This window comes from Photobacterium salinisoli (assembly GCF_003614885.1).
Classification (GTDB): domain Bacteria; phylum Pseudomonadota; class Gammaproteobacteria; order Enterobacterales; family Vibrionaceae; genus Photobacterium; species Photobacterium salinisoli.
In genome coordinates, this window is the sequence record NZ_QZMS01000007.1 from 701,598 (window position 1) to 725,262 (window position 23,665).

The following is a 23,665-nucleotide window of genomic DNA, read 5'->3' on the forward strand; positions in this document are numbered from 1 at the left end:
CTTTTAGGAGCATAAAAGTGATTCGCAATTGTTAACAGAGACATATAACAACTTGATTTTACGTAAAATAAAATGATTTAGATCAAAATAATAACTCATGTAGTCATTAAAAAGTGCTACTGGCTGTTGGTGACGACTTTTGCCCAAAAAGCTGAGAGAGAACATGAAAACCTCAAGATATAAGAACATCTTGTCGGGTGGGTTTGTATTTTTTATAAGCCTCTTCCTTTCGGGATGTCAATTTGCGCTGCTTGATCCTAAAGGACAAATTGGTGCTGCAGAAAAAGATTTGATAATCACATCGGTACTACTGATGTTGGTTGTCGTTATTCCCGTTATTCTGATGACGTTCTATTTTTCATTTAAATATCGTGAATCAAATACGGGTGAAAAGTATACGCCAGAGTGGGCTCATTCAACCAAAATCGAACTGATTGTCTGGACTGTGCCAATTATTATCATCGCCATTTTGGGCACAATTACCTGGCAGTCTACTCATGCGCTGGATCCAAGAAAGCCAATTGAAAGTTCAGTCGAACCAATGACGATTGAAGTGGTTTCGCTGGATTGGAAATGGCTGTTTATTTATCCGGATCAGCACATTGCAACGATCAATGAAGTGGCATTCCCCAAAGATGTGCCGGTTGAGTTTCGTGTGACGTCCAACAGCGTGATGAACTCCTTCTTCATTCCACAGTTGGGCAGCCAGATTTACGCCATGGCAGGTATGCTGACCAAGGTGCATCTGATTGCTGATGAAGCGGGTGTTTACGATGGTATTTCAGCGAGCTACAGCGGCCACGGTTTCTCTGGCATGAAGTTCAAAGCACTGGCGATGCCAGATCAGTCAAGTTTTGATGAGTGGGTAAAGAAAGCTCAGGCATCAAGCGACAAGCTGGTCACGCTGAAGGACTTCGAGACCATTGCTGAGCCAAGTGAGAATGCACCGGTGAGTTATTACTCCAATGTGCCTTCAACCATGCTCACAACCATACTGAATCAATTCGAAGGCTCGTTGATGTGCACAATCACGCCATCAAATTCCACTGAGCAAACATTCTAGGACATATTATGTTTGGACGATTAACACTGGACGCTATACCGTTCCATGAGCCAATTCTCATGGTAACAATGGCGATCATAATGCTGGGCGGCGCTGCTCTGGTAGGCGGTATTACCTACCTGGGTAAATGGCGTTACCTCTGGACAGAGTGGTTCACTACTGTCGATCACAAAAAAATCGGTGTGATGTATATCATCGTCGCTTTTGTCATGATGATGCGCGGTTTTGCCGATGCGATCATGATGCGTAGTCAGCAAGTGCTGTCTGCGGCGGGTGAAACCGGCTATCTGCCACCACATCACTACGATCAGATTTTCTCTGCGCACGGCGTAATCATGATTTTCTTCATGGCGATGCCTTTCATCATTGGTTTGATGAACATCGTTATTCCGTTGCAGATCGGTGCACGTGACGTTGCTTTCCCGTTCCTGAACTCCCTGAGCTTCTGGTTGTTCGTGGTCGGTGTGGTACTGATCAACCTGTCTTTGTTTGTCGGTGAATTCGCACAAACCGGCTGGCTGGCTTATCCGCCGCTGTCGGGCAAGGAATACAGTCCCGGGGTAGGGGTAGACTACTGGATATGGGCACTGCAGATATCCGGTATCGGCACCACGTTATCGGGCGTTAACTTCTTTACGACGATCATGCGCCTGCGTACACCGTCTATGCCGCTGATGAAAATGCCTGTTTTCACCTGGGCTTCACTGTGTGCCAACGTACTGATCATCATTTCGTTCCCGATTCTGACAGTGACAATTGCACTGCTGACGCTGGACCGTTATCTGGGGACACACTTCTTCACCAATGATATGGGTGGCGACATGATGATGTACGTCAACCTGATTTGGGCCTGGGGTCACCCTGAAGTGTACATTCTGGTGCTGCCGGTATTCGGAGTGTTCTCAGAAGTGGTTGCCACTTTCTCGCGTAAGAAACTGTTTGGCTACACCTCTCTGGTGTGGGCGACGGTTGTGATCACCATCCTGGCCTTCGTGGTATGGCTGCACCATTTCTTCACTATGGGTGCCGGCGCAAACGTGAACGCCTTCTTTGGTATCGCCACTATGGTTATCTCCATACCAACCGGTGTGAAGATCTTCAACTGGCTGTTCACTATGTACCGTGGCCGCATCAAGTTCACCACACCTATGCTGTGGACTGTCGGCTTTATGATCACCTTCACCATTGGTGGCATGACAGGGGTGCTGCTGGCGGTGCCGGCGGCGAACTTTGTCCTGCACAACAGCCTGTTCCTGATTGCACACTTCCATAACGTGATTATCGGCGGTGTAGTATTTGGCTGCTTTGCCGGCTTTGCGTACTGGTTCCCGAAAGCAACGGGCTACATGCTGGATGAAAAATGGGGTAAACGTGCCTTCTGGTTCTGGATTACCGGTTTCTTCGTAGCCTTCATGCCGCTCTATATCCTGGGCTTCATGGGTATGACTCGTCGTCTGAGCCAGCACATTGAACCCCAGTACTTCCCGATGCTGGCGATTGCCGCCTTCGGTGCAGTGCTGATCCTGTGCGGTATCCTGTGTCAGATTATGCAGCTGTACGTGACCTTCCGTAACCGTGAGGCATTGCGTGATGTGACCGGCGATCCTTGGGATGGTCGTACGCTGGAGTGGGCGACCTCATCGCCACCGCCGTTCTATAACTTTGCCCATTTGCCTGAAGGTAATGAACTGGATGCGCACTGGTATCAGAAGGAACGTGATGAAACCAACCAGTCGAGCGATTATCAGCCCATTCACATGCCGAAAAATACCGGCGCCGGTGTGATTATTTCTGCGTATGCCCTGGTGTTTGGCTTTGGCCTGATCTGGTACATCTGGTGGCTGGTTGCTATCGGTGTGGTTGGCATGATCGGCACTTGGATCAAGCACAGCTTTAACGAAGACGTGGATTACTACGTGACGGTTGAAGAAGTGAAAGCGATCGAAGAAGCGCATAAAGCCCGTGTTGCAGGCGCAACGACCAAACCTGCCACCCATAACGACGACGAAGATGAGATGGAGGTCGAATATGCAAACTAATGCTATCGATCATCACGAGCACGACGAACACCATCACGACATAGGTGAAACCAAGCTGTTGGGCTTCTGGATTTACCTGATGAGCGACTGCATTCTGTTCGCGACGCTGTTTGCTACTTACGCCGTATTGTTTACCAATACGGCAGGCGGCCCGAGTGGAAAAGATATCTTCGAACTGCCGTTTGTGTTTACCGAAACTATGATGCTGCTGTTTAGTAGTATCACTTTTGGCTTCGGTATGATTGCGATGAAACGCAAAGATATTGGTGGTCTGAAGCGTTGGATGTACGTGACCTTCCTGCTGGGCTTTGGCTTCGTGGCGATGGAAGTGTATGAGTTCCACCACCTGATCGCAGAAGGCTTCGGCCCGGATCGCAGCGCGTTCCTGTCCTCTTTCTTTACTTTGGTGGCCACTCACGGCCTGCACGTCACTGCCGGTCTGATCTGGATGGTGGTGTGCATGATTCAGCTCAATACCAAAGGCCTGAACGAGATGATGGAAACCCGTTTCCAGTGTCTGAGCCTGTTCTGGCACTTCCTGGATATCGTGTGGATCTGTGTGTTTACCATCGTGTACCTGTTGGGAGTATTGTAATGGCAAATCAACCGCATCAAACCGGTTACGGTGATTACATTAAAGGATTCATTGCGTCATTAATCCTGACTATTATTCCTTTCTACTTTGCGGCGACCAAAAGTCTGCCAACGACGACCACCGTTATGATTCTGGTGGCGTGTGCTGTGGTTCAGCTGGTGGTGCATCTGGTGTATTTCCTGCACCTGGATCGCTCTGAGAAAGGCATGTGGAACTCAATGTCCTTTGTGTTTACGGCGGTTATCGTCCTGATTCTGATTGCTGGTTCAGTCTGGATCATGGTGAATCTGCACGAAAACATGCTGTTGTAATTCGGATGACGATAATGATCAAAGGATACATTTCCATTACCAAACCTGGGATCATCATCGGTAACCTCATCTCTGTGCTGGCCGGATATTTTCTGGCCGCTAAGACGGAGGGGCTGAACGGGCCCCTCCTTATCTACACATTGCTGGGTGTTGCTCTTGTGATCGCTTCCGGTTGCGTGATCAACAACATTTTTGACCGGGATATCGACCAGATGATGTCCCGAACCCAAAGCCGCTTACTGGCAAAAGGGGCAATCAATGCAGACGCTGCCTTTGTGTACGCGGTGTTGCTGCTGCTGTCAGGTACAGCTGTGCTGTATCAGAAGGCCAACCCGCTTTCAGCGGTGGTTGTGCTGCTTGGTTTTGTTTTTTACGTCTTTTTTTACACCATGTGGTACAAGCGTACTTCGGTGTACGGCACCTTGGTGGGAAGTGTGTCAGGTGCTGTTCCGCCTTTGGTGGGCTATCTGGCGGTGACTAACTACATCAGCCTGGAAGCTATGCTGCTGTTTGCGATGTTCTGCCTGTGGCAAATGCCGCATTCTTACGCGATTGCCATGTTCCGCATGCAGGATTACAAAAATGCCGGGATACCTGTGTTACCTGTGGTTGAAGGTATTCACAAAGCCCGCCGTCATATGATGGCGTATGTGGCTGCGTTTACTGTTGTGGCGTTGGCGATGTTTGGCTTGGGTTTCAGCGGTTATGAATATTTGCTAGTGACGTCAGGGGTGTGCCTGTGGTGGTGCATCGTCACTTTCCGTCCTCTGAGCGAGGACACCTATGTACAGTGGTCAAAATCCGTATTTAAGACATCACTGTTTGTGGTAACCGGAATCAGCTGCGTGCTGGGCCTGGAATTGATTCCGTTAATATGACGGCAGGCGGTTAATCACAATTTACCGATTCAACACTCTCTTGGCTAACAACTTAATTAGCTACTTTTGTTTCGGTTTGGGTTTTTCCTGCCTCGATACTATCTCCATCGAGTCAGAGAAAAACCTTTTTTTTTGCCGAATACCCACTTTGCTTGAAGTCGCAGCTGTGTTGGTTGCGTGTATTGACTGGAACGCCAGCCCGGTCCAATCACATAGTTTACCTATGTGATTGGGGATTTTTTTGCTTGCCGCCTAGCTGCGAATCCAAGTCGTTTGGGTATTGATTGATGACGAAAACTGTTACTTCACGTAGCAGGCAAAACCTTTCAGGTAGAAACCTTCCGGATACGCAGAGTCGAGTGGGTGATCAGCCGCCTGGCTGAAACGCTCAATAAACTGTACTTCACGTTTCGCATCCAGTGCTGCATCGGCGACAATTTTCTGGAACAGGTTGCTGTCCATCAGACCAGAACAGGAATAGGTCAGCAGTGTGCCGCCTGGTTTCAGGATCTGCATCGCCAGCATATTAATGTCTTTGTAACCCCGGCAGGCGCCAACCAGTTGTGCTTTGGATTCAGCAAACTTTGGCGGGTCCATGATCACCACATCAAACAACTCTCCACGCTCCCGGTACTCGCGCAGCAGTTTAAACACATCGGCATTGACGAATTCTGCGTTATCGACTGGCAGACCGTTGATTTCAGCATTTTGACGTGCCGTATCCAGCGCAGGCTGAGAAACGTCAACGTTGATGACTTTGTCGGCACCGCCTTTGAGCGCATACAAACCGAAACCACCGGTATAGCAGAAACAGTTCAGAACCCGTTTGCCTTTGACATACTTGATGGCAGCCTGGCGGCTGTCACGCTGATCCAGATAGAAGCCGGTTTTGTGGCCGCCAACGATATCAACGTGAATCTTGATGCCGTTTTCTTCGATAGTGACAACCGGTGGCGGAGTCTCGCCATGCAAAACACCGGTGCGAGGCTTCAGGCCTTCTTTTTTACGTACAGAGACATCAGAGCGCTCGTAGATGCTGCATTCCGGGTAGCAGGTTTTGAGTGCTTCAATCAAATTGTCTTTCTGTGCTTCTGCGCCAGCACTGAGCAGCTGACATACCAGGAAATCCTGGTAACGGTCGATAGTAATGCCCGGCAGCCCGTCAGACTCAGCAGCGATCAAACGGTAACCTGTCAGTCCGTCACGCTCAGCCAGAATGTCCCGCAACCCCTGAGCGGCGTTCAGACGTTTGATAAAGAACGCGGTATCAATGGTATCGTTTTGCTCAAAGGACCAGACACGGACACGGATCTGAGACTGAGGAGAATAGGCACCACGGGCGAGCCATTCACCTTTGTGATCAAATACATCAACGGTGTCGCCCAGTTCCGGTTTTCCTTCGACACGTTGAATACCACGTGAAAAAACCCAGGGATGGCGGCGGCGCAGTGATTTATCGCGACCTTTCACCAAATAGATAGAAGCTGTCATGTTAGGACCAGAAGCTGTAAAGAATGGAGGAGTATTATCTTGTTCAGTGTGAGGAAAATCAACCGGAAGTCCGGGCATTTCAGTGATACTGAAGTTCCCCCGGGCAAAAGGGTAAGCAAAGAAGAAATTTCCCTCCCCTTATGAAGGGGAGGTTAGGGTGGGGTTGATACAGCGATTGCGGTTAGTGTTGAAATCGTCGGGGTAGCCAGATAACCCCCTCCTAGCCTCCCCCTTGAAAAGGGGGAGGAACTAAAAGGCCTTTATTTCTCTCCCCCTAGGGGAGGAACGAAGAAGCAATTTCAGACAGCCAGGTATCAGGCTTTCACGCCATTCATCAGAATTTCCAGTTGTTGTGCCTGTTGATTCAGGCGCTCAATATCACTGGCTGTGTGAGCAATGACCTGCTTGACCTGGCGCGATTGCTCCCGCACTTGCTCGACGCTGCTGGCAATCCCGTCCGCGACCGAACCTTGCTGCTCAGCGGCAGCCGCAATTTCTGTGCTGCGATCTGAGATATGCTGATTGCGCTCCGATATCTGGGTGATTTGCTGATCAACCGAGCCCATCAGGGCTTCACTCTCACCAGCGTTGGTGACTGTGCTCTGCATCACGGCCATCAGGGTCTGGCTGTTTTTTTGCAGCGACTCAATCATCTGCTGAATCTCGACCGTCGCCGTTTGTGTCCGGCCCGCCAGCGTACGTACTTCGTCCGCGACCACGGCAAAACCGCGTCCCTGCTCGCCAGCGCGGGCTGCTTCAATGGCGGCGTTCAAAGCCAGCAGGTTAGTTTGCTCTGAAATGGCATTGATTGTAGTGACCACAGCATCAATTTTTGCGGCATTGCTGTCGAGTGCATTGACCGCTTCTGCAGCCTGGTGAATTTCGCGAGTCAGCTGATTAATGGCGTGCTTCGTATTACTGACCTGGATGCGGCCCTGCTCAGTCACATCCTGGGCTTCACGAGTCTGCGTTGAGGTGTCGTGGGCATGGGCGGCCACTTCGCGGATTGAGGAGGCCATCTCTTCTGTGGCACTCGCCAGCGAGTCCAGATGTGCTTGCTGGTCGGCTGAGAGATGTTCAGTTTGCATTGAGCGTTGACGAAGCTCGCTGCTGATTTGCTGCATGAGTGCGGTTGCTTCCTGAGTGGCTAGCACCAGTTGCTGTTCGCGCTCGGCGACTTTGTCGATAGTGATGGCAATGGTGCTGAATTCATCCCGGACTTCAAAAAAGTTCAGGCGTTGTGTCAGGTCGCCATCAGCCAGCGTCGACAGGGCTTTGTGAGTGGTGAACATTGCACCACCAATAAAGGTCATAATGTAATACACCATGGCGCAGGCCAGTAATACCACCAAGACACCCAATCCAATCTGAAACCCTGTGAGGTAGTCAAACAGGTTAGATGATTCAGTAGACACCAAGCTGTAATTCATTCCCGCCACAGATACCGCATCGCTCCCACGTCCAACTGTGAGATGGGTACCACTCAATAATTGAGCGGCATCAGCCTGCGACACTTTCAGTTCTGCCAGTAAGTGTGCCGAAGTCTGTAATTTTTGTGCGATAAGTGATTGATACTGCTTTTCCCCAGCATCAGCTAAAATTGCACTTACAGTGATCATTCCGATAAGCGGCAACAAGAACAGGAGGTAGAATTTTTCCTGCAGCCTGAGGTGAATGAGGTATTTATCAATCCATCGAAATGCAACTTCTTTCATTTTATCATCCTGAATAAGAGGAGTGGTGTGGCGTAAGTGAATACTAATATTTTATCTTTTAAATAGGACTAATCTTGAGGTGATATATGTCACAAATTTGCGTCTTGGTCAGGGTTACTGGCCATGTTCAGGGGGTGGGGTTTCGTTTTCATACAGCGCATGAAGGGTTGAAAATCGGTGTGAGCGGTTACGCGAAAAATTTACCCGACGGTAGCGTCGAAGTATTGGCGTGTGGTAAAGCCGAAAAAGTCGAACAATTGGTAGACTGGCTGGCCAGCGGTCCCCGCACATCCCGGGTGGACAGTTTAAGCCGGGATGATCTTGAATGGCGTGCGATTGACGGATTTGAAATTATTTAGCCGAAGCCGCTGCCCCGGCTATAGGATCACAAGCATTTTGCCGGTTTAGGTAAACCAGCCAGTTTGGTGGCTTGTTTAGCCGGCCCTTTGGGAAAGAGTTTGAACAGATACTTGGAACTGCCTTTTTCTTCACCGTATTTTTTTGCCATTGCCTTCACCAGCATGCGGATAGCCGGTGAGGTATTAAATTCCAGATAGAATTCACGAACAAAAGTGATCACTTCCCAGTGGGCATCAGTAAGCTCAACGCCTTCATCTTGCGCCAGAAGGGGCACCATTGCGGGTGTCCAGTCGCAGACATTTTTCAAATATCCCTGGGCGTCGGTGTCGATGACATTTCCGTCAAATTCAAGCATGGTCGGTCTCGCAGTTATTAACCCGGCAAGGATAGTGATATCGCTCGTCCTTCGCAAGTGTTCTGCACTGTTGGCTGTTGGTCATGTCCGTACCACAGAAAAACAAAAAGCGCCCCGGAGGGCGCTTTGAGCATTGTAAGTGATTGACGAGATCAATCGTCGCTGCCCATGATGCCCAGAATTTGCAGCAGGCTCAGGAACAGGTTGTAAATAGACACATACAGCGTCACGGTTGCAGAGATATAGTTTGTCTCACCGCCGCGAACAATCGACTGAGTAGTCAGCAGGATTGCCGCAGAAGAGAAAAGCACAAACATTCCGCTGATCACTAGAGACAGCATTGGCATTTGCAGGAAGATGTTTGCAATCACAGCAACCACGATAGCAATAAAGCCAGCCAGCAGCATGCCGCTCAGGAATGACAGATCGCGCTTAGTGGTCAGTGCATAAGCTGAACACGCCATGAAGGTCAGTGCAGTACCGCCCAGTGCCGGCATGATCACGTGTCCCATACCTGCGCCAATGTACATGTTCAGGATTGGGCCAAGGGTATAACCCATGAAACCAGTGAGCAGGAAGGTAAAGACCAGGCCCAGACCGCTGTCACGGTTCTTTTCTGTCAGGAACAGTAAACCGTAAAAGCCAACCAGGGTGATGATGATTCCAGGATGCGGCAGGTTCATTGCCATAGAAACACCGGCTACCACGGCTGACCACAGTAAGGTCAGGGATAGCAGGAAATAAGTGTTACGCAGAACCTTGTTAGTTGACAGTACGCCTTCGTAGCCATTACTACGGACAATACGATCGTTCATAAATGCTTCCCCTTAGGGTTAGTGTTAAAATCTACTATGCCATATATGGCGGCAACGCCGGCAAGTTTCAATAGTAACTAATTGAAACTTTGAACCGAAATTGAAAAAATCGTTGTAACTATTGGCTTAAATATACTGGAGACAGTGCCAATACCTATGATCAAAGATGTAACAGTGTGTAAATCTGACGGTTTGACCCGTCTGGTTCAGGCAAGACTAGCGTATCGGAGGTGCATAATGCAAACCTCCCTGCGTCCAGAGACTGTTTTGTGCCCGCTGAATATGAAGCGGAGACTGGATACCGACTGTACGATCAAAGCTTTCGCCGTAATTACCCACTTGCTTGATAATTTGATAAGCCCAGTCTGGTTTCAGGCCCAGGCTTTTTCCCTGTGGGCCGTCTAAGCCAAGAAACCGGCGTACTTCAGGAATATTACTGCTTTTCATCTCGTCGATATTTTGCGAGTTGATCCCCAACTCCTCGGCATTGATCATGGCATTGAGCGTCCATTTCACTATGTTGTACCACTGATCGTCTCCCTGGCGGACCACAGGCCCCAGCGGCTCTTTGGAAATGATGTCCGGTAAAATAATCGCGTCTTCGGCATTTTTGAGATTCAGCCTTAAACCGTAAAGTCCGGATTGATCCGCAGTCAGTACATCGCATCGGCCCTCTTCAAAACCCATAATAGTTTCCTGAGCGGTATCAAACGGCACTAGCGTGTATATCAGGTTATTGAGTTTGAAGTAGTCTTCAAGGTTCAGTTCGGTGGTGGTCCCGGACTGAACGCAAATGGTTGCACCAGCCAAATCTTCCGCTCGATTGGCATTGAGGGATTTTTTCACCATGAAGCCCTGGCCATCGAAATACAGGATGCCGGCAAAATGCAGTTCGAGCGCTGTGTCGCGCTGTAAGGTCCAGGTGGTATTGCGCGAGAGTATGTCTATGTCACCTTTCTGCAGCGCCGTAAAGCGCTCCCTGGCATTGAGAGGGATAAATTTTACTTTGCTTTTATCACCCAAGGTTGCAGCAGCGACTGCCTGACAGAACTCCACATCCAGGCCAAACCATTCGCCTTGCTGATTGGGCATGGAAAAGCCGGGGAGCCCGGTACTGACTCCGCATTCGAGGTAACCTTTTTCTGTTATACGCTGTAAGGTCGGGGAAAAGCTAATTTGTTTGCTCAGCCGGTTCCTGAGCGTATTGACTTCTTGTTCAAGCTCTTCAACACGTTGCGAATCCTGACTCAGGGCATTTTGAACCGGCTGCTCTTCCATCTGCTGTTCAAGCATCTCGACTTTATTTTCCAGCGCTTTTATTAGCGCTTTGTCTTGTGCATTGTTGCGATCGCACCCTGAGATCATCAGCAGGCATAGGGTCCCCAGCAGACAAGCCTGAATCGTGTCCGTCATAACGTGTCCTTCTGCTTCTTCATGGCCTGTTGGTGAGAACCGACAGGTAATGCTCATTAATAGAAATATCAATCTTCAGTATAGGAATCGTTGACGGATGTGCGAGTATCAATATTTATAAAGGTATCAGTGGCTTGACTGGTGACATGTTAATCACCTCTCGTTTAGCAAACAGATCAGTCAGTATCCGGGTTTCCATATCGGTGGCAGGGCGGCTGGCGGTCAGCCGGAGAAGAGGATCTTTTGAGCTTACCTGCCGGGTCATTGCGTCCAGATCCACAACTGAAAGCAGTGCATGAAATTTGTGCACATAGTCGCGGGTTTCCTTCGGTAACGTCAGTGCAGTGAACTGGCGGCTGTTGGCTTTTTTCATGGCTCGGCCGACTCTGCCTTCGCCGGCATTGTAAGCGGCCAGTGTCAGCGCAAGGTCCTGATCGAACTTGTTGTACAGAAATGACAGGTAAGCGACGGCGGCCTGAGTGCTTTTTTTGATATCAAAGCGTTCGTCGTTATCGGCTTGTACCTGTAATCCGAATCGTTCGGCAGTGGCCGGGATCAGCTGCCACAGACCGGCTGCATTGGCTGATGAGACGGCATCCACTCTGAAGGTGGATTCTATCATGGGCAGTAACGCCAGGTTGGCAGGGAGTTGTTTGTCACGCAGAGCCTGTTCAATATCAAGCAGTGTTTCTTTATTGCGCAGCAGGTGTTGCTCAATCAGCTGGCGGTGGGGCAATAACTTCTCGACCTGTGCCTGCAAGGCATCGGCACTGAGAGAAAAAGACGACGATGCCGGGCTGGCTAATGCGAAACCCGGCAGGATAATCAGTGTGAACCAACAACAGAAACCAACCCACAAGCAGGAGCCGGTTTTGCGGGCAATCGTCATATCAGCTCTGCATCAATGCCGTACCATAGGCAGGTTCGCCCTTAATCTGCATCAGCAATTCACCGTACGAGGCGGACAGATTGCCGTTTACCTGATTGGTTTTCTGGCAGGACTGAATATGATTCTCCAGTTGCTGCCAGCTTTGGCGAACCTGAGCATTCAGTGGTGACGGCAGTTTTTTCATCAGTATTGTCATACCTTGTTTATCGGCAGACAGTCCGAGCTGTTGTAATAACTGCCTGCGTTGCGAGGCACTGTGCTGAAGCTGAGCAAGCAAGTGTTCCTGCTTTTTTACCAGTTCGGTTAATGTTGTGCCGTTAAATTGCAGATAACTGGCTTGCTGCCTTAATAACAGTTGGCCGAGTTGCTGGTAAGCCTGAAGATCGTGGCGGATCCCCTGAATCAGTGCTTTCACTATCTGCTGCTTGCTCATGTCTGGCCTCATTCGTGTCCGGTGTGAAATTCCAGAATCGCGCTGGACAGGGTATCAATGTCCAGTTTGAGATCGCCTTTTGCCAGTGCCTGCTTCACCGCATTCACTTTATCCATATCGATGTCCGGTAAGTCGGCCAGTTTTTCCTGCGCCTGTGAAATGATCTGGTTGCTGGCGCTGATCACTGGCTCCAGGCCTTTTGACTTACCTGCGGTTTCCACTTGTGCCGGGCTGGACGGACGCTGAGTTGACGACGCCACTTGAGAATTAATTACTTTGTCAATTTTCATGAATGTATCCTGCTCGCTTTTTCTACCGCTTGAATTTAAGTATCTGCTAAAGAGGAAGTGCGACCGCTTCCGGGCGGAAATTAAAAAATAGTTTCAACTTTTCCACGCTCGACCACTAAAGCCTGAATGACCTTTCCTGAACTGATATTGCGGACAGAAACCTGCTCACCTTTAACACCATTTTGTAAGGCTTCTCCTTTCATACTGGCTTCCAGGCCATTTTTACTGGCCACTATGACGACAGCATCGCCTTCCTCGACCAGCCACAGCGGCTGGAGCTGCAATGGGTTGATGATCTGGCCACTGCGAATACGCCTTAAGGTTCGCTGACCAATGAGCTGTTCGGGGCGGGTCGCAAACGCTTCATTGCGGCTCAGTGTCAAGGTTTGGGATGTGAGCATAGTCGCCGACAGCTTGGTATCCCGCCGGATGTGTGTTGTCGAGACGATCACCGGCAACCGGATACTGACCTGCGCCGTAATATTCAGTTTCCATGGCTGGGGGCCGGACTGGCATTCAATCTGACGGCGCAGATAGCCCACCGGCAGGCTCTGCTGATCGGCGGCGCTGATATACAGCGCAGTATCACAGGCCGGGAGGTGATCAACCGAAGCCGGCACACTGATACTGATCTCAGTGTGATAGTCCGGCCATTGTTGTCTGGACGCATAACTGGCGATTTCCTGCTCTATCTGAGTCTGAGTCCAGGCCACCAGTTCGGACTCATCCTGCTTGTTGCCGCTGTCGGCCAGAGTGGCAGAAGGGAGCATTAATACTGCTGCCCACAGCGCGAGCAGGTGGCCGGATTGCCTGTTTCCTGATTTCCGCTTATGTGTGAAAGGGCGGAAGTTCCGCTTCCCTTTCTCTTTGTAACTTATTGAAAAATAATACATAAAATATTGGCATGTTTCTTGTTAGTAGTCATGGTGCAAGCGTGACCGATTTAAAGGAAAAACAATGGCGATCAGTTTTGAAAATGCGCTGGGTGTCCATCCTGATGCGCTTAATTTCAGGGTACAGCGCAGCAAAGTATTGGCAAGCAACTTAGCAAATGTCGATACCCCTGGATATCTCGCCAGAGACCTGGCGTTTGAAAGCGTGATGAAAAACACAAGCTCACGGGTGGATACACCCCCACCGCAATTGGATGTGAGCGCGAAATACCGGGTGCCGTACCAGAACAGCAAAACCGGTAACACTGTTGAACTGGGCGTGGAACAAGCCAAGTTTGCCCAGAACAACATGGATTTTCAAACCAGTCTGACGTTTATGAACATGAAGTTCAGCGGACTGGCCAAAGCAATTGAGGGTCGTTAATTACTATGGCTTTTACGGACATCTACTCAATCGCTGGTTCTGCAATGACGGCGCAAACCGTCCGTCTGAATACGGTAGCCAGTAACCTGGCCAATGCCGATGCAGTAGCCAGCAATCCTAATGATGCTTACAAAGCGCTGAAACCTGTGTTTGCCACTGTGTACAGCCAGACACAATTATCTGCCGACAAAGATGTGTACCCGAATGCGGAAGTGCGCATTGTCGACGTGGTTCAGCATGATGGCAAAGTGGATAAGCGTTTCGAACCGAATAACCCGCTGGCGAACGAAGAAGGCTATGTCTTCTATCCGGGCATCGACGTTGTAGCCGAAATGGCAGACATGATGTCCGCCACCCGCAGTTACGAGACCAATGTTGAAGTGCTGGCCAATGTGAAAAGTATGCAGCAGGGCCTGCTGCGTCTGGGGGAGGGTAACCGATGAGCTTAGCACAATATACCGCTTTATCCGGGGATAGCCCGACAACCACAAGCGGCAATACCGGTGTTCAGGCAAACCGTGCCAGTGATAACAGTGCGGATGCGCTGCAGAACGAGTTCCTGACCCTAATGGTGGCTCAGATCCAGAATCAGGATCCGCTCAACCCGCTGGACGGCACCGAATATGTCGGTCAGCTGGCGCAGTTCTCTCAGGTTCAGAGCACCGAGAATATGTCCAAGATGATGCAGAACAGCATGGTCTTGATGGACAACATGCAGGTACTGGCAACGGCGGGTTTAGTGGGACAGACAGTGTATGTCAGCACTAATGAAATGACCCTGGGTGAAGGTACCCAGAGCGGCAAGATTGAACTGGCGCACGCGTCTAATCAGGTGAACCTGCTGCTGGAAGATGACTATGGCCGTGTGACCAAAGTACCGCTGGGCGCACACGGCGCAGGCGATGTGGATTTCACCATTGACCCGGAAGCGCTGGAGCTGCCTGAAGGAAACTACACAGTGTCGGTGGAAGTTCAGTCCGGCCAGACCGAGCCTAAGGTGCTGCTGGCCGGTCAGGTTGAACAAGTACGTGTTCCAAGTAACGGGGGCTCAGCCCTGGTCAATGTTGCCGGTGTCGGCAGCGTTCCTTTCTACCAGATTAGCCAGTTCGGCAGCTGATTTTCATACAAATTAACGAGGATATTATGAGTTTTGATATCGCGCTGAGTGGCCTGGGAGCCACCAATACACAGCTGAATACCATCAGTAACAACATTGCAAACGTGTCAACCACAGGCTTTAAAGAGTCACGTACTGAGTTCTCTTCTGTTTACAACGGTATTCAGGCCGGTGGTGTTGAAGTGGCTGCCATCTCTCAGAATTTTGATAAAAACGGTTCTGTGAGCGGCACAGGTCGTTCATTGGATCTGGCTATTGGCGGTAATGGCTTTTTCGTCACCAAAGACACCAGCGGCCAGGTGGTTTATACCCGCTCTGGCGTGTTTAACACTGATAAAGACAATTACATCGTCAGTAACACTGGCATGAAGCTGCAAGGTTATACCGTTGACGCGAATAACAACCTGCAATCGGGCGCTGTGGGCGATCTGCAAATTAAAACCGCGTCACTGGCTGCACAAGCCACCGATCGTGTGGATTTTGTGGCGAACTTCGACTCACGCGTGAACACACCTGCGGTTGCGCCATTCGACATGGCTGATCACGATACGTATAACTCTTCTTACACGACCAAGGTGTATGACTCGCTGGGTAATCCGCACACCATGACCCAGTATTTCGTGAAAACCGGTGCCAATGCCTGGGATATTCATGTGTCTGTTGACGGTGCTGCGCCAGCGACCACGCAAGCGGCCACGTTTAATACCGACGGTACGCTGGCAACCCCTGCGGCCCCTTTCAATGTTGCCTTTAACCCTGCCGGTGCTGACCCTATGAGTGTGGATATCGACCTGCTGGGTACCACCCAGTTCGGCGCCGATTTCGGCACCAGCACCAACAACCCTAACGGTTATTCATCAGGTGAGCTGACAGGCGTGCGTGTGGAAGACAACGGCATGGTATACGCCACTTACACCAACGGTCAGTCTCTGCTTCAGGGTCAGGTCATGCTGGCCGATTTTGCTAACCCACAAGCCCTGGTCAAAGTCAGCAACACTGGCTGGCAGCAAAGCTTTGGCTCTGGTGCACCGATTACCGGTCAGCCTGGCAGCGGTATTCTGGGCAGCCTGACGCCGGGAGCACTGGAAGGCTCTAACGTGGACCTGACCAGCGAACTGGTCAACCTGATGACAGCACAGCGTAACTATCAGGCGAACGCCAAAACCATCTCGACCACAGAGCAGCTGACTCAAGCGCTGTTCAACGCGATTTAAGGGTTAGTTGATGGATAGCTTGTTATACACAGCAACCAGTGGAGCAAGTCGGGTACTGAGCGCACAGCAGGTGCGCTCAAACAACCTGTCGAATGCCGATACCACAGGTTTTCGTGCCGACATGGAAAGAGCCAGAAGTTACGCCGTTCAGGGGCGCGGTTTTGACGGCAGCACTATGGTGGTGACGAACTCGGCCTCGACCCGTTTTGATGCCGGTGACATGGTGAAAACCGGCCGCAAACTGGATATCGCCATCAATGGCGAAGGTTTTCTGACAGTACAGAGTCCGGATGGCGGCGAGTCATACACCCGGGCCGGTAACCTGAAAATTGACCAGCAGGGCAATCTGACAGTCAACGGTTTTCCTGTGATGGCAGAAGGCGAGCCAATCGTTATTCCGCCTAACCAGAGCATTGAAATCAGTGAAACCGGCATGGTGACTGTGATTCCGCCGGGTGGTGGCGCAGAGCTGGAAGTCGGTCAGTTAAAACTGGTCAATCCGAATATTGCCGATGTTCAGAAAATGAATGATGGCTTGTTTCAGGCTCGCAACGGTAATGATTTCGCCGCGGATGCCACAGTGCGTCTGGCACCTGAGCACCTGGAAGGCAGTAACGTTTCCGCGATTGAAGAACTGGTCAGCGTGATGTCGCTGACGCGTAATTTCGAAATGCAGGTGCGGATGATGAAGACCGCAGAAAAACTCGCTCAGGCTGGTAACCGCCTGTTGCGTAACGGCTAATAAGAAGGAGAGATCACATGCATTCTGCATTATGGGTCAGCAAAACGGGCATGGCGGCGCAAGACACTAAGATGACCGCCATCTCGAACAACCTGGCAAACGTTAACACAGTAGGTTTTAAGCGCGACCGCGTTGTTTTTGAAGACCTCTTCTACACCATTCAGCGTCAGCCTGGTGCGCCGGTCGATCAGGTTAACGAACTGCCGACAGGTGTGCAGTTGGGTAGCGGTGTGCGCGTCGTCGGCACACAAAAAGTGTTTACCCAGGGCAATTCGCAGAACACCAGTCAGGAATTGGATATGGCCATCATGGGTGGCGGTTTTTTCCAGATTGAAAACTCTGACGGTGAAGTCATGTACAGCCGCAACGGCCAGTTTCATGTCAACTCGGAAGGCCTGATTGTTAATACTCAGGGTTTGCCTCTGATCCCTCAAATTGAGATTCCGGATACGGCTACCCGCATTAGCATCGGTGTTGACGGCACAGTCTCTGCACAGGTTGCCGGTGATCCGCAGCCGCAGGAACTGGGTCAGATTACCCTGGCGCAGTTTGCTAACCCGGCCGGTCTGGAAGCGCTGGGCGGCAACCTGTACCGCGAGACAGAAGCCAGCGGTCAGCCGGATGAACTGGTGCCGGGCCTAGACGGTGCGGGCAGCATCAAACAGGGCGCACTGGAAGGCTCTAACGTGCAGGTGGTGGAAGAAATGGTCGATATGATCACCACGCAGCGTGCGTACGAAATGAACGCCAAAGTCGTCTCAGCTGCGGATGACATGCTGAAGTTTGTCGCGCAGTCAGTTTAATGCTTACACCGAAAGGAAATCCTATGAAGTGGCTGATTCCATTTCTCATGGTGTTAATGACAGGGTGCACCATGCGCCCTGAATTCTCCGCACCAGAACCCGATGATGAAGCCTTCGCGCCACCGGTACTGGATTACTCTCTGCCGGAAGCGTCTGACGGCAGTCTTTATCGCAATAACTACATGATGACCTTGTTTCAGGATCGTCGTGCTTACCGGGTAGGTGACATTCTCACCATAGTGCTGGATGAAGAAACCCAGTCGAGCAAAAAAGCCAATACCCAGTTTTCCAAAGACTCTGAAGTTGGCATCAGTGCGCCGATATTTGGCAATTACACCGCAGATAACTTATCGGCAAGTGTGGATGCCAGCCGCGGCTTTGACGGTTCATCGCAAAGCTCGCAGGGCAACAAACTGAAAGGGGCGATTACCGTGACTGTGAACGCGGTGCTACCTAATGGCGTACTGCGTATTCGTGGGGAAAAATGGCTGCGTCTCAATCAGGGTGATGAATTTATCCGCCTGTCAGGGATTGTGCGCGTGGATGACATTAACCGCCTCAATCAGGTGTCTTCGCAGCGTATCGGTGATGCCCGCATCACGTATTCCGGCCGCGGAGCACTGGCTGACAGCAACTCAGCCGGCTGGCTGACTCAATTCTTTACTAGCCCATGGATGCCGTTCTGATGAAATCGTTCAAAACCCTATTGCTGTTTATGGCAGTGGCGCTTTGGGGAGCTCACTCTGTCTCTGCCAACGCCTCCATTGCTATGCCTATTATGGATTTAGTGGATGTGCAAGGCATCCGTGGTAACCAGCTGGTGGGCTATGGTCTGGTCGTTGGTCTTGATGGCACGGGTGACCGTAACCAGGTGAAATTTACCAGCCAGTCTGTCACCAATATGTTGCGTCAGTTTGGTGTGCAGATCAGTGAAGGAACGGATCCTAAGCTGAAAAACGTGGCGTCGGTCAGTGTAACCGCCTTTATTGATCCTATGGCAGGGAAAGGCCAGACAGTGAACATTGTTGTGTCATCCCTGGGGGATGCCAAAAGCCTGCGAGGCGGTACTTTGCTGCTGACCCCGTTGCGTGGTGTCGACGGTGAAGTCTACGCCGTGGCGCAGGGTAACGTGATAGTCGGTGGTGCCAGTGCCGAAGGCCTGAGCGGCTCGAAAGTGACGATTAACACTCCAACGACAGGCCGTATTCCCAACGGTGCCACACTGGAGCGTGAAATCCCGACAGATTTCAACCAAAAGCCTAATATCACGCTGAATCTGCGTACCCCTAGCTTTACCACCGCCAAGAACATTGCCCGTGCCGTCAACAACACCTTTGGCTCTGGTGTGGCAACGGCTATCAACAAGGCCAAAGTCGAAGTACTGGCGCCAATGGATACCCAACAGCGCGTGACCTTTATGTCGATGCTGGAAGAGCTGGTTGTTGAAGAAGGCCGTCGTCCGGCCAGAGTCGTGTTCAACTCACGTACCGGTACAGTGGTCGTTGGCAAAAACGTGACGGTCAGCGCTGCTGCTGTCAGCCATGGCAGCCTGACAGTCACCATTCGTGAAATGCAGTCCGTCAGTCAGCCAAATGCCTTCGCCGACGGTGAAACCAAAGTGGTGAATAACTCGCTGGTCGATATCAACCAGGACGAAGCTCCTATGTATATCTGGCCGGAAGGGACTGAACTGAGCACGATTGTCGATGCGGTGAACAGCCTGGGTGCGACGCCGGATGATCTGATGTCAATTCTGCAGGCCCTGCATGAAGCGGGTGCGCTGAATGCTGAGCTGGTGGTTATTTAAGGAGTGGCAATGAAAATTGATGGTCAGGCTAACGCCATGCTGTATCACGATAACAGTGCAGTGAATAACCTGAAATTTCAGGCTGATAAAAAACAGGCCCTGCATGAAGTGGCGGGTCAGTTTGAAGCCATGTTTCTGCAGATGGTGCTGCGCCAGATGCGCAGCAGCAGCGATGTACTGGCGGCGGAAGACAACCCGTTTTCAAGCAAAGAGCAGGGTGTCTTTCGCGACTTCTATGACGGCCAGCTGGCGATGGACATGGCAAAGCGACAAAGTGCCGGTATTGCCGACATGCTGGTGAAGCAACTGAGCCCGCATGACAGCAGCGATTCGACACTGAACCGTGAAAATCTGGCGGCCAACAGCCCGGCACTGGCACCCGAGACAGGCAAATTTAACACCGCCAGTGGGCAGGTCGCCCTTGATAAGGAACAGCTTCCGGCTACTCAACGAGTAACTGCCATTAACAATATGGCATTTCAGCAGCCGCTAATTACCAGGATTGATGCGAAAATGGAGCACGGATCTTAATGAGCATTATCAATATTGCATTAACCGGTTTGAATGCAAACCGTGCTGGCCTTGATGTCACCGCGCAAAACGTCGCGAACGTGAATACCCCGGGTTACAGCCGTCAGCAGGCGCAGTTTGCTGCGATCGGTCCCAGCTCCGCACTGGGCACAAGTGCCGGTAACGGGGTAGAAGTCACCAGCATTCGCCGTATATCTGATGAGTTTGTGGTGAGACAAACCTGGGCGACCCAAAGCCAGGCGTCGTATTCTTCCCGTTATCTCAGCAATATGTCTCAGCTTGAAAACGTGATGGGGGCAGACAGCTTTAACATCGCCAAAGGTCTGGACAACTTGTACGCCGCCCTGAATGATGCGTCGGTAAAACCCGAGTCTACGCCGCTGCGTCAGCAAATCATCAGTGAAGCAGACGCCCTGACGCGCCGTTTCAATACCTTGTCTGAGTCCTATTATTCTCAGCATAAAGATCTGAGTGAGCAGCGCACGGCGGCGGTAGAGCTGAGTAACAGCCTGCTGGTCAATATTGCTGATGTGAACAAGCGCATTGTTGAAATGAGTTCAACCAACGGCAACCCGTCTCAGTTGCTTGATGAACGTGACGCTCTGATTGGACAGTTGTCTGAGATGATGTCCATCAAAACCAACAAGCAGCCGGATGGCAGTTTGCAGGTGACTCTGGCATCCGGTCAGCCGCTGGTGCTGGGTGATCAGGCTTCGCAGATCAAAGCCATTCCTGATCCGTCTGATCCCTATCTGGCCGACATGGAAATCGATTTTGCCGGCCAGCGTTTTCCTATTAATGGCGATATTGGCGGTGAGCTTGGCGCGATAACGGATTATCAGGTCGACACTTTGCTGCCTTTTCGTCAGACACTGGACGAAATGGCTGTCGCGTTCGCCGATGCCTTTAATAATACCCTGGCCACCGGGCAGGATCTGAACGGCAATGCCGGCCAGCCATTGTTTACCTATGACCCTGCCAGCCCGTCTTCGAGCCTGAATATTACAGGATTGAATCCAGAAGAGCTGGCGCTGTCTTCAGACGGTACTCCGGGTAACAGTGACGTACTGACTGACTTAGTCGCTCTGAGCAACCAGACTTTTGCGATTACCGGGTACGGCAATATCGCCATCAGCGATACCTTTACTGCCATGGTAGGGGAGACGGCAATCAAAGCACGTCAGGTTACCTCAGATGCGAAAGCGGCGGAGAATCTGAATGCACAGGCGATCTCTGTCAAAGAAAACCTGAGTTCAGTGAACAGCGATGAGGAAGCGGCCAATCTGATGATATTTGCCAATGCGTATCAGGCAAACATGAAGGTGATCAGCACGGCGAATAACCTGTTCGATACTGTACTGGCTCTGTTTTAAGGAATAATTATGCGTATCAGTGACACTCAATTCAGCCAGATGATGCTGAGCAGCCTGAGCAAAAACAATGTGGGTTTGGGCGAAGTGATGCAACAGATGTCAACCGGTGATCGTCTGACCAAACTGTCGGACGACCCGATTGATTCTATCAAACTGTTGAATCTCGGGCGCGAAGGCAGCGCATTGACCCAGTATCAGACCAATATCGCCAACGTAAAAACCACGCTGTCAAGTCAGGAAGCCTATTTAGATACGGCAAGCGAAAGTTTAAAGAGTTTACGTGATCTTGTGCTATGGGGTTCAAACGGCACCATGACAGATGAAGATCGTCAGGGCATTATCACAGAAATGGAAAGCCTGAAAGAAGGCTTACAGGCTGTGTTCAATGCGCAGGACGAAGAAGGCATCTATCTCTTTTCCGGCACCCAGACAGACACCCCGGCACTGACGGATACCGGCGCAGGTTATACCCTGAACGGCAACGCCGATAAGCGCCTGGTGACGGTTGCCAAAGGCGTCACGATGGAATCGAACGTAACGGCGCTGGAATTGCTGGATTTGGGTGGTGGTGCCACTGTCTTTCAGAAAATTGATGATCTGATTGCCGAGTTTCAGGCCCCGACGGCCAATTTCAGAACAGAAGTCAATGATACTCTGGCCGCCATAGATAGCACATTTGGCAACGTGTTAGGTGCCATGACTGACATGGGTGGTCGTCACAATAACCTGGATCTGATGGCAGACGGGCACACAGATAACAAACTGTTCGTTGATAAGGTGGAAGGGGACCTGAAGAACCTGGATTACGCGGAAGCGTCTGTCCGTTTGAGCAATTATCTCTCGGCACTTCAGGCCACACAGGCCAGCTTTACCAAGATTAACGATCTGTCATTGTTTGATCGCTTATAAGGAAGAGAGAACACTATGGTGAACTCTACTGCAGAGATTCGGCAACAGTCGATTTCACTGCTGAAAAATGACAAGGCAACAATTTCACCACCGGCACCCGCCGGTGGCTCTGTTTCCGCTGTTCAGGACACAGTCCAGACACAACGCCCGGCTGTTGTAAAAGGCGGATACACGGCAACCAGCGAGCTATTCTCGCAGGGTCAACAGCAGGTGACCCGGGGGCAGATAGCGTATCAGAGTCTGGTTAGTGTGGGACGTGATCTGCAAGGGATGAAAAAAATCCTCACTCAGATGCTGGGCAGTTCTACCGCGATTACCCAAGGCCGTGTTGACCAGCTTCAGCGTCATCATAGCCATATCCAACACACGCTGAATGCCGGTCAGTTTGAGGGCGAGCGTGTGCTGGACAGCCAGCTTCAGTTTCAGCCGAAAGGCGATCCTAAGCAAAGCTTTACCGTCAACGGACTGAACCTGGTACGCCAGCGTCAGCAAAGTGAGCAACTGCACCTGACCGTACAGGATCGCGGTACTGCGTTGCTGACTTTCGATGCCTCGCAAACCGATCGCCAGTTAACCCAACAAATCGACAAAGCGGTTATTCCGTTGGGTTTGCGTGCGGCGGCTACTGAAAACGGCGATGTGATCTTTTCAACCTCCCAGTCGGATTTTCAGAACATAGGTCAGCATGTCACCATCAGCGGGCAGGGCCATCGCTATCCGGCTGGTCAGCCCAATCGCATTAAAGTGCAACCCGAGCCACAGGGCATTGAGAATATTGCACTGAAACTGGCAGATGGTGAGCAAATCCGCCATACCATGCGTCATGTGAATCAGGGGTTACAACAGGTTCAGAAAGGGCTGGATCAGCTAAGACATTTCCAGGCCGATCTGGACTCGAAAGTTGGCAAGGTAATGGCCGGTCAGTCTGCCGAGAGTATTGATACCAAGCTGCAATCGTTGCAGAACAGCCAATCCTTCGCCGCCGCCTTCCAGGTGGTATCAGCCCAGGCTAACGTCCACCGACATACTGTGGTTGCTTTGTTGAAGTAGTTGCTTTGTTGAAACAGATGCTTTGCTAAAAACCGGAAGAGGAAACAAAGCTTCCGGTCAAAAACGGTCTGCTGTGCAGGCCGTTTTTCGTTTAATGCTGTGATGATTTATGCCGTTCATACCTGATGAGGTTCATGTGCTCTGAGATGCATTTA

The 23,665-nt window shown here is 50.9% G+C and carries 27 protein-coding genes; 18 read left to right on the top strand and 9 right to left on the bottom strand.

Annotation, left to right across the window (positions count from 1 at the left end; all coding sequences use genetic code 11):
- Positions 1-163 precede the first annotated feature (163 nt).
- From cyoA to cyoE, 5 genes are read left to right on the top strand one after another with little or no spacing between them, the layout of a single operon-like run.
- Complete coding sequence (gene cyoA, locus D6M16_RS03840; protein WP_120510647.1) at positions 164-1,063, top strand: ubiquinol oxidase subunit II; 900 nt, start codon at positions 164-166, stop codon at positions 1,061-1,063.
- Between the two features lie 8 nt (positions 1,064-1,071).
- Positions 1,072-3,102, top strand: a complete 2,031-nt coding sequence (cyoB, locus tag D6M16_RS03845) for a cytochrome o ubiquinol oxidase subunit I (RefSeq protein WP_120510648.1) — start codon at positions 1,072-1,074, stop codon at positions 3,100-3,102.
- Entirely contained in the window at positions 3,092-3,697 is a 606-nt protein-coding gene (cyoC, locus tag D6M16_RS03850) for a cytochrome o ubiquinol oxidase subunit III (protein WP_240435518.1), read from the top strand. The genes cyoB and cyoC overlap by 11 nt, the downstream gene beginning before the upstream one ends.
- Positions 3,697-4,008 (top strand): cytochrome o ubiquinol oxidase subunit IV, encoded by a 312-nt coding sequence (cyoD, locus tag D6M16_RS03855; protein ID WP_120510650.1) that lies wholly within the window; start codon positions 3,697-3,699, stop codon positions 4,006-4,008. Before cyoC ends, cyoD begins: the two co-directional genes overlap by 1 nt.
- Before the next feature lie 14 nt (positions 4,009-4,022).
- Complete coding sequence (gene cyoE, locus D6M16_RS03860; RefSeq protein ID WP_120510651.1) at positions 4,023-4,886, top strand: heme o synthase; 864 nt, start codon at positions 4,023-4,025, stop codon at positions 4,884-4,886.
- A gap of 300 nt (positions 4,887-5,186) precedes the next feature.
- Here the strand turns inward: cyoE and D6M16_RS03865 are convergent, their stop codons facing one another.
- Both D6M16_RS03865 and D6M16_RS03870 read right to left on the bottom strand, forming a co-directional pair.
- Positions 5,187-6,377, bottom strand: coding sequence for a class I SAM-dependent methyltransferase (locus D6M16_RS03865; protein ID WP_120511857.1), 1,191 nt, complete (start codon positions 6,375-6,377; stop codon positions 5,187-5,189).
- A gap of 314 nt (positions 6,378-6,691) precedes the next feature.
- Positions 6,692-8,092: a methyl-accepting chemotaxis protein gene (locus tag D6M16_RS03870; RefSeq protein WP_120510652.1), complete on the bottom strand. Its 1,401-nt coding sequence runs from the start codon at positions 8,090-8,092 to the stop codon at positions 6,692-6,694.
- Between the two features lie 86 nt (positions 8,093-8,178).
- Here D6M16_RS03870 and yccX point away from each other — a divergent pair, with 86 nt between their 5' ends.
- Positions 8,179-8,451: an acylphosphatase gene (gene yccX, locus D6M16_RS03875; protein WP_120510653.1), complete on the top strand. Its 273-nt coding sequence runs from the start codon at positions 8,179-8,181 to the stop codon at positions 8,449-8,451.
- Positions 8,452-8,477: 26 nt separating this feature from the next.
- Here the strand turns inward: yccX and D6M16_RS03880 are convergent, their stop codons facing one another.
- From D6M16_RS03880 to flgA, 7 genes are all read right to left on the bottom strand, one after another.
- Positions 8,478-8,807: a TusE/DsrC/DsvC family sulfur relay protein gene (locus D6M16_RS03880; protein WP_120510654.1), complete on the bottom strand. Its 330-nt coding sequence runs from the start codon at positions 8,805-8,807 to the stop codon at positions 8,478-8,480.
- Between the two features lie 152 nt (positions 8,808-8,959).
- Entirely contained in the window at positions 8,960-9,622 is a 663-nt protein-coding gene (locus D6M16_RS03885) for a Bax inhibitor-1/YccA family protein (RefSeq protein WP_120510655.1), read from the bottom strand.
- 216 nt (positions 9,623-9,838) lie between these two features.
- Positions 9,839-11,035 carry a transporter substrate-binding domain-containing protein gene (locus tag D6M16_RS03890; RefSeq protein WP_240435519.1) on the bottom strand — a complete coding sequence of 399 codons (1,197 nt, stop codon included), beginning with the start codon at positions 11,033-11,035 and terminating at the stop codon, positions 9,839-9,841.
- 115 nt (positions 11,036-11,150) lie between these two features.
- Positions 11,151-11,924, bottom strand: a complete 774-nt coding sequence (locus tag D6M16_RS03895) for a lytic transglycosylase domain-containing protein (protein WP_120510656.1) — start codon at positions 11,922-11,924, stop codon at positions 11,151-11,153.
- A gap of 1 nt (position 11,925) precedes the next feature.
- A complete protein-coding gene (flgN, locus tag D6M16_RS03900) occupies positions 11,926-12,357 on the bottom strand; it encodes a flagellar export chaperone FlgN (protein WP_162940920.1) in 432 nt (143 codons plus the stop codon).
- A gap of 8 nt (positions 12,358-12,365) precedes the next feature.
- A complete protein-coding gene (gene flgM / locus D6M16_RS03905; RefSeq protein ID WP_120510658.1) occupies positions 12,366-12,647 on the bottom strand; it encodes a flagellar biosynthesis anti-sigma factor FlgM in 282 nt (93 codons plus the stop codon).
- 80 nt (positions 12,648-12,727) lie between these two features.
- On the bottom strand, positions 12,728-13,417 hold the full coding sequence (gene flgA / locus D6M16_RS03910; protein ID WP_162940921.1) for a flagellar basal body P-ring formation chaperone FlgA: 690 nt from the start codon (positions 13,415-13,417) through the stop codon (positions 12,728-12,730).
- Positions 13,418-13,604: 187 nt separating this feature from the next.
- Here flgA and flgB point away from each other — a divergent pair, with 187 nt between their 5' ends.
- Genes flgB through D6M16_RS03970 form a run of 12 tightly spaced genes read left to right on the top strand, consistent with a single transcriptional unit; the run spans position 13,605 to position 23,510 of the window.
- On the top strand, positions 13,605-13,964 hold the full coding sequence (flgB, locus tag D6M16_RS03915) for a flagellar basal body rod protein FlgB (protein WP_027252394.1): 360 nt from the start codon (positions 13,605-13,607) through the stop codon (positions 13,962-13,964).
- A 5-nt stretch (positions 13,965-13,969) separates the two neighbouring features.
- Positions 13,970-14,407 carry a flagellar basal body rod protein FlgC gene (gene flgC, locus D6M16_RS03920; protein ID WP_120510660.1) on the top strand — a complete coding sequence of 146 codons (438 nt, stop codon included), beginning with the start codon at positions 13,970-13,972 and terminating at the stop codon, positions 14,405-14,407.
- Positions 14,404-15,081 carry a flagellar hook assembly protein FlgD gene (gene flgD, locus D6M16_RS03925; RefSeq protein WP_120510661.1) on the top strand — a complete coding sequence of 226 codons (678 nt, stop codon included), beginning with the start codon at positions 14,404-14,406 and terminating at the stop codon, positions 15,079-15,081. The genes flgC and flgD overlap by 4 nt, the downstream gene beginning before the upstream one ends.
- A 26-nt stretch (positions 15,082-15,107) precedes the next feature.
- Positions 15,108-16,295 (top strand): flagellar hook protein FlgE, encoded by a 1,188-nt coding sequence (gene flgE / locus D6M16_RS03930; RefSeq protein ID WP_120510662.1) that lies wholly within the window; start codon positions 15,108-15,110, stop codon positions 16,293-16,295.
- A gap of 10 nt (positions 16,296-16,305) precedes the next feature.
- Positions 16,306-17,037 (top strand): flagellar basal-body rod protein FlgF, encoded by a 732-nt coding sequence (gene flgF, locus D6M16_RS03935; protein WP_046220750.1) that lies wholly within the window; start codon positions 16,306-16,308, stop codon positions 17,035-17,037.
- A gap of 17 nt (positions 17,038-17,054) precedes the next feature.
- Entirely contained in the window at positions 17,055-17,840 is a 786-nt protein-coding gene (flgG, locus tag D6M16_RS03940) for a flagellar basal-body rod protein FlgG (RefSeq protein ID WP_120510663.1), read from the top strand.
- A gap of 23 nt (positions 17,841-17,863) precedes the next feature.
- Positions 17,864-18,526, top strand: a complete 663-nt coding sequence (gene flgH, locus D6M16_RS03945; protein WP_120510664.1) for a flagellar basal body L-ring protein FlgH — start codon at positions 17,864-17,866, stop codon at positions 18,524-18,526.
- 29 nt (positions 18,527-18,555) lie between these two features.
- Positions 18,556-19,647, top strand: coding sequence for a flagellar basal body P-ring protein FlgI (locus D6M16_RS03950; RefSeq protein WP_046220787.1), 1,092 nt, complete (start codon positions 18,556-18,558; stop codon positions 19,645-19,647).
- A gap of 9 nt (positions 19,648-19,656) precedes the next feature.
- A complete protein-coding gene (locus tag D6M16_RS03955) occupies positions 19,657-20,178 on the top strand; it encodes a rod-binding protein (RefSeq protein WP_120510666.1) in 522 nt (173 codons plus the stop codon).
- Positions 20,178-21,551 carry a flagellar hook-associated protein FlgK gene (flgK, locus tag D6M16_RS03960; RefSeq protein WP_120510667.1) on the top strand — a complete coding sequence of 458 codons (1,374 nt, stop codon included), beginning with the start codon at positions 20,178-20,180 and terminating at the stop codon, positions 21,549-21,551. Before D6M16_RS03955 ends, flgK begins: the two co-directional genes overlap by 1 nt.
- Before the next feature lie 9 nt (positions 21,552-21,560).
- Positions 21,561-22,460, top strand: coding sequence for a flagellar hook-associated protein FlgL (flgL, locus tag D6M16_RS03965; protein WP_120510668.1), 900 nt, complete (start codon positions 21,561-21,563; stop codon positions 22,458-22,460).
- A 15-nt stretch (positions 22,461-22,475) separates the two neighbouring features.
- Positions 22,476-23,510, top strand: a complete 1,035-nt coding sequence (locus D6M16_RS03970) for a flagellin (RefSeq protein ID WP_120510669.1) — start codon at positions 22,476-22,478, stop codon at positions 23,508-23,510.
- Positions 23,511-23,665: the final 155 nt, after the last annotated feature.

Bases quoted from the DNA above. Each gene is read 5' to 3' on its own strand.
- cyoA (WP_120510647.1), top strand. From the start codon at position 164: ATGAAAACCTCAAGATATAAGAACATCTTGTCGGGTGGGTTTGTATTT.
- cyoB (WP_120510648.1), top strand. From the start codon at position 1,072: ATGTTTGGACGATTAACACTGGACGCTATACCGTTCCATGAGCCAATT.
- cyoC (WP_240435518.1), top strand. From the start codon at position 3,092: ATGCAAACTAATGCTATCGATCATCACGAGCACGACGAACACCATCAC.
- cyoD (WP_120510650.1), top strand. From the start codon at position 3,697: ATGGCAAATCAACCGCATCAAACCGGTTACGGTGATTACATTAAAGGA.
- cyoE (WP_120510651.1), top strand. From the start codon at position 4,023: ATGATCAAAGGATACATTTCCATTACCAAACCTGGGATCATCATCGGT.
- D6M16_RS03865 (WP_120511857.1), bottom strand. From the start codon at position 6,377: ATGACAGCTTCTATCTATTTGGTGAAAGGTCGCGATAAATCACTGCGC.
- D6M16_RS03870 (WP_120510652.1), bottom strand. From the start codon at position 8,092: ATGAAAGAAGTTGCATTTCGATGGATTGATAAATACCTCATTCACCTC.
- yccX (WP_120510653.1), top strand. From the start codon at position 8,179: ATGTCACAAATTTGCGTCTTGGTCAGGGTTACTGGCCATGTTCAGGGG.
- D6M16_RS03880 (WP_120510654.1), bottom strand. From the start codon at position 8,807: ATGCTTGAATTTGACGGAAATGTCATCGACACCGACGCCCAGGGATAT.
- D6M16_RS03885 (WP_120510655.1), bottom strand. From the start codon at position 9,622: ATGAACGATCGTATTGTCCGTAGTAATGGCTACGAAGGCGTACTGTCA.
- D6M16_RS03890 (WP_240435519.1), bottom strand. From the start codon at position 11,035: ATGACGGACACGATTCAGGCTTGTCTGCTGGGGACCCTATGCCTGCTG.
- D6M16_RS03895 (WP_120510656.1), bottom strand. From the start codon at position 11,924: ATGACGATTGCCCGCAAAACCGGCTCCTGCTTGTGGGTTGGTTTCTGT.
- flgN (WP_162940920.1), bottom strand. From the start codon at position 12,357: ATGAGCAAGCAGCAGATAGTGAAAGCACTGATTCAGGGGATCCGCCAC.
- flgM (WP_120510658.1), bottom strand. From the start codon at position 12,647: ATGAAAATTGACAAAGTAATTAATTCTCAAGTGGCGTCGTCAACTCAG.
- flgA (WP_162940921.1), bottom strand. From the start codon at position 13,417: ATGCTCCCTTCTGCCACTCTGGCCGACAGCGGCAACAAGCAGGATGAG.
- flgB (WP_027252394.1), top strand. From the start codon at position 13,605: ATGGCGATCAGTTTTGAAAATGCGCTGGGTGTCCATCCTGATGCGCTT.
- flgC (WP_120510660.1), top strand. From the start codon at position 13,970: ATGGCTTTTACGGACATCTACTCAATCGCTGGTTCTGCAATGACGGCG.
- flgD (WP_120510661.1), top strand. From the start codon at position 14,404: ATGAGCTTAGCACAATATACCGCTTTATCCGGGGATAGCCCGACAACC.
- flgE (WP_120510662.1), top strand. From the start codon at position 15,108: ATGAGTTTTGATATCGCGCTGAGTGGCCTGGGAGCCACCAATACACAG.
- flgF (WP_046220750.1), top strand. From the start codon at position 16,306: ATGGATAGCTTGTTATACACAGCAACCAGTGGAGCAAGTCGGGTACTG.
- flgG (WP_120510663.1), top strand. From the start codon at position 17,055: ATGCATTCTGCATTATGGGTCAGCAAAACGGGCATGGCGGCGCAAGAC.
- flgH (WP_120510664.1), top strand. From the start codon at position 17,864: ATGAAGTGGCTGATTCCATTTCTCATGGTGTTAATGACAGGGTGCACC.
- D6M16_RS03950 (WP_046220787.1), top strand. From the start codon at position 18,556: ATGGCAGTGGCGCTTTGGGGAGCTCACTCTGTCTCTGCCAACGCCTCC.
- D6M16_RS03955 (WP_120510666.1), top strand. From the start codon at position 19,657: ATGAAAATTGATGGTCAGGCTAACGCCATGCTGTATCACGATAACAGT.
- flgK (WP_120510667.1), top strand. From the start codon at position 20,178: ATGAGCATTATCAATATTGCATTAACCGGTTTGAATGCAAACCGTGCT.
- flgL (WP_120510668.1), top strand. From the start codon at position 21,561: ATGCGTATCAGTGACACTCAATTCAGCCAGATGATGCTGAGCAGCCTG.
- D6M16_RS03970 (WP_120510669.1), top strand. From the start codon at position 22,476: ATGGTGAACTCTACTGCAGAGATTCGGCAACAGTCGATTTCACTGCTG.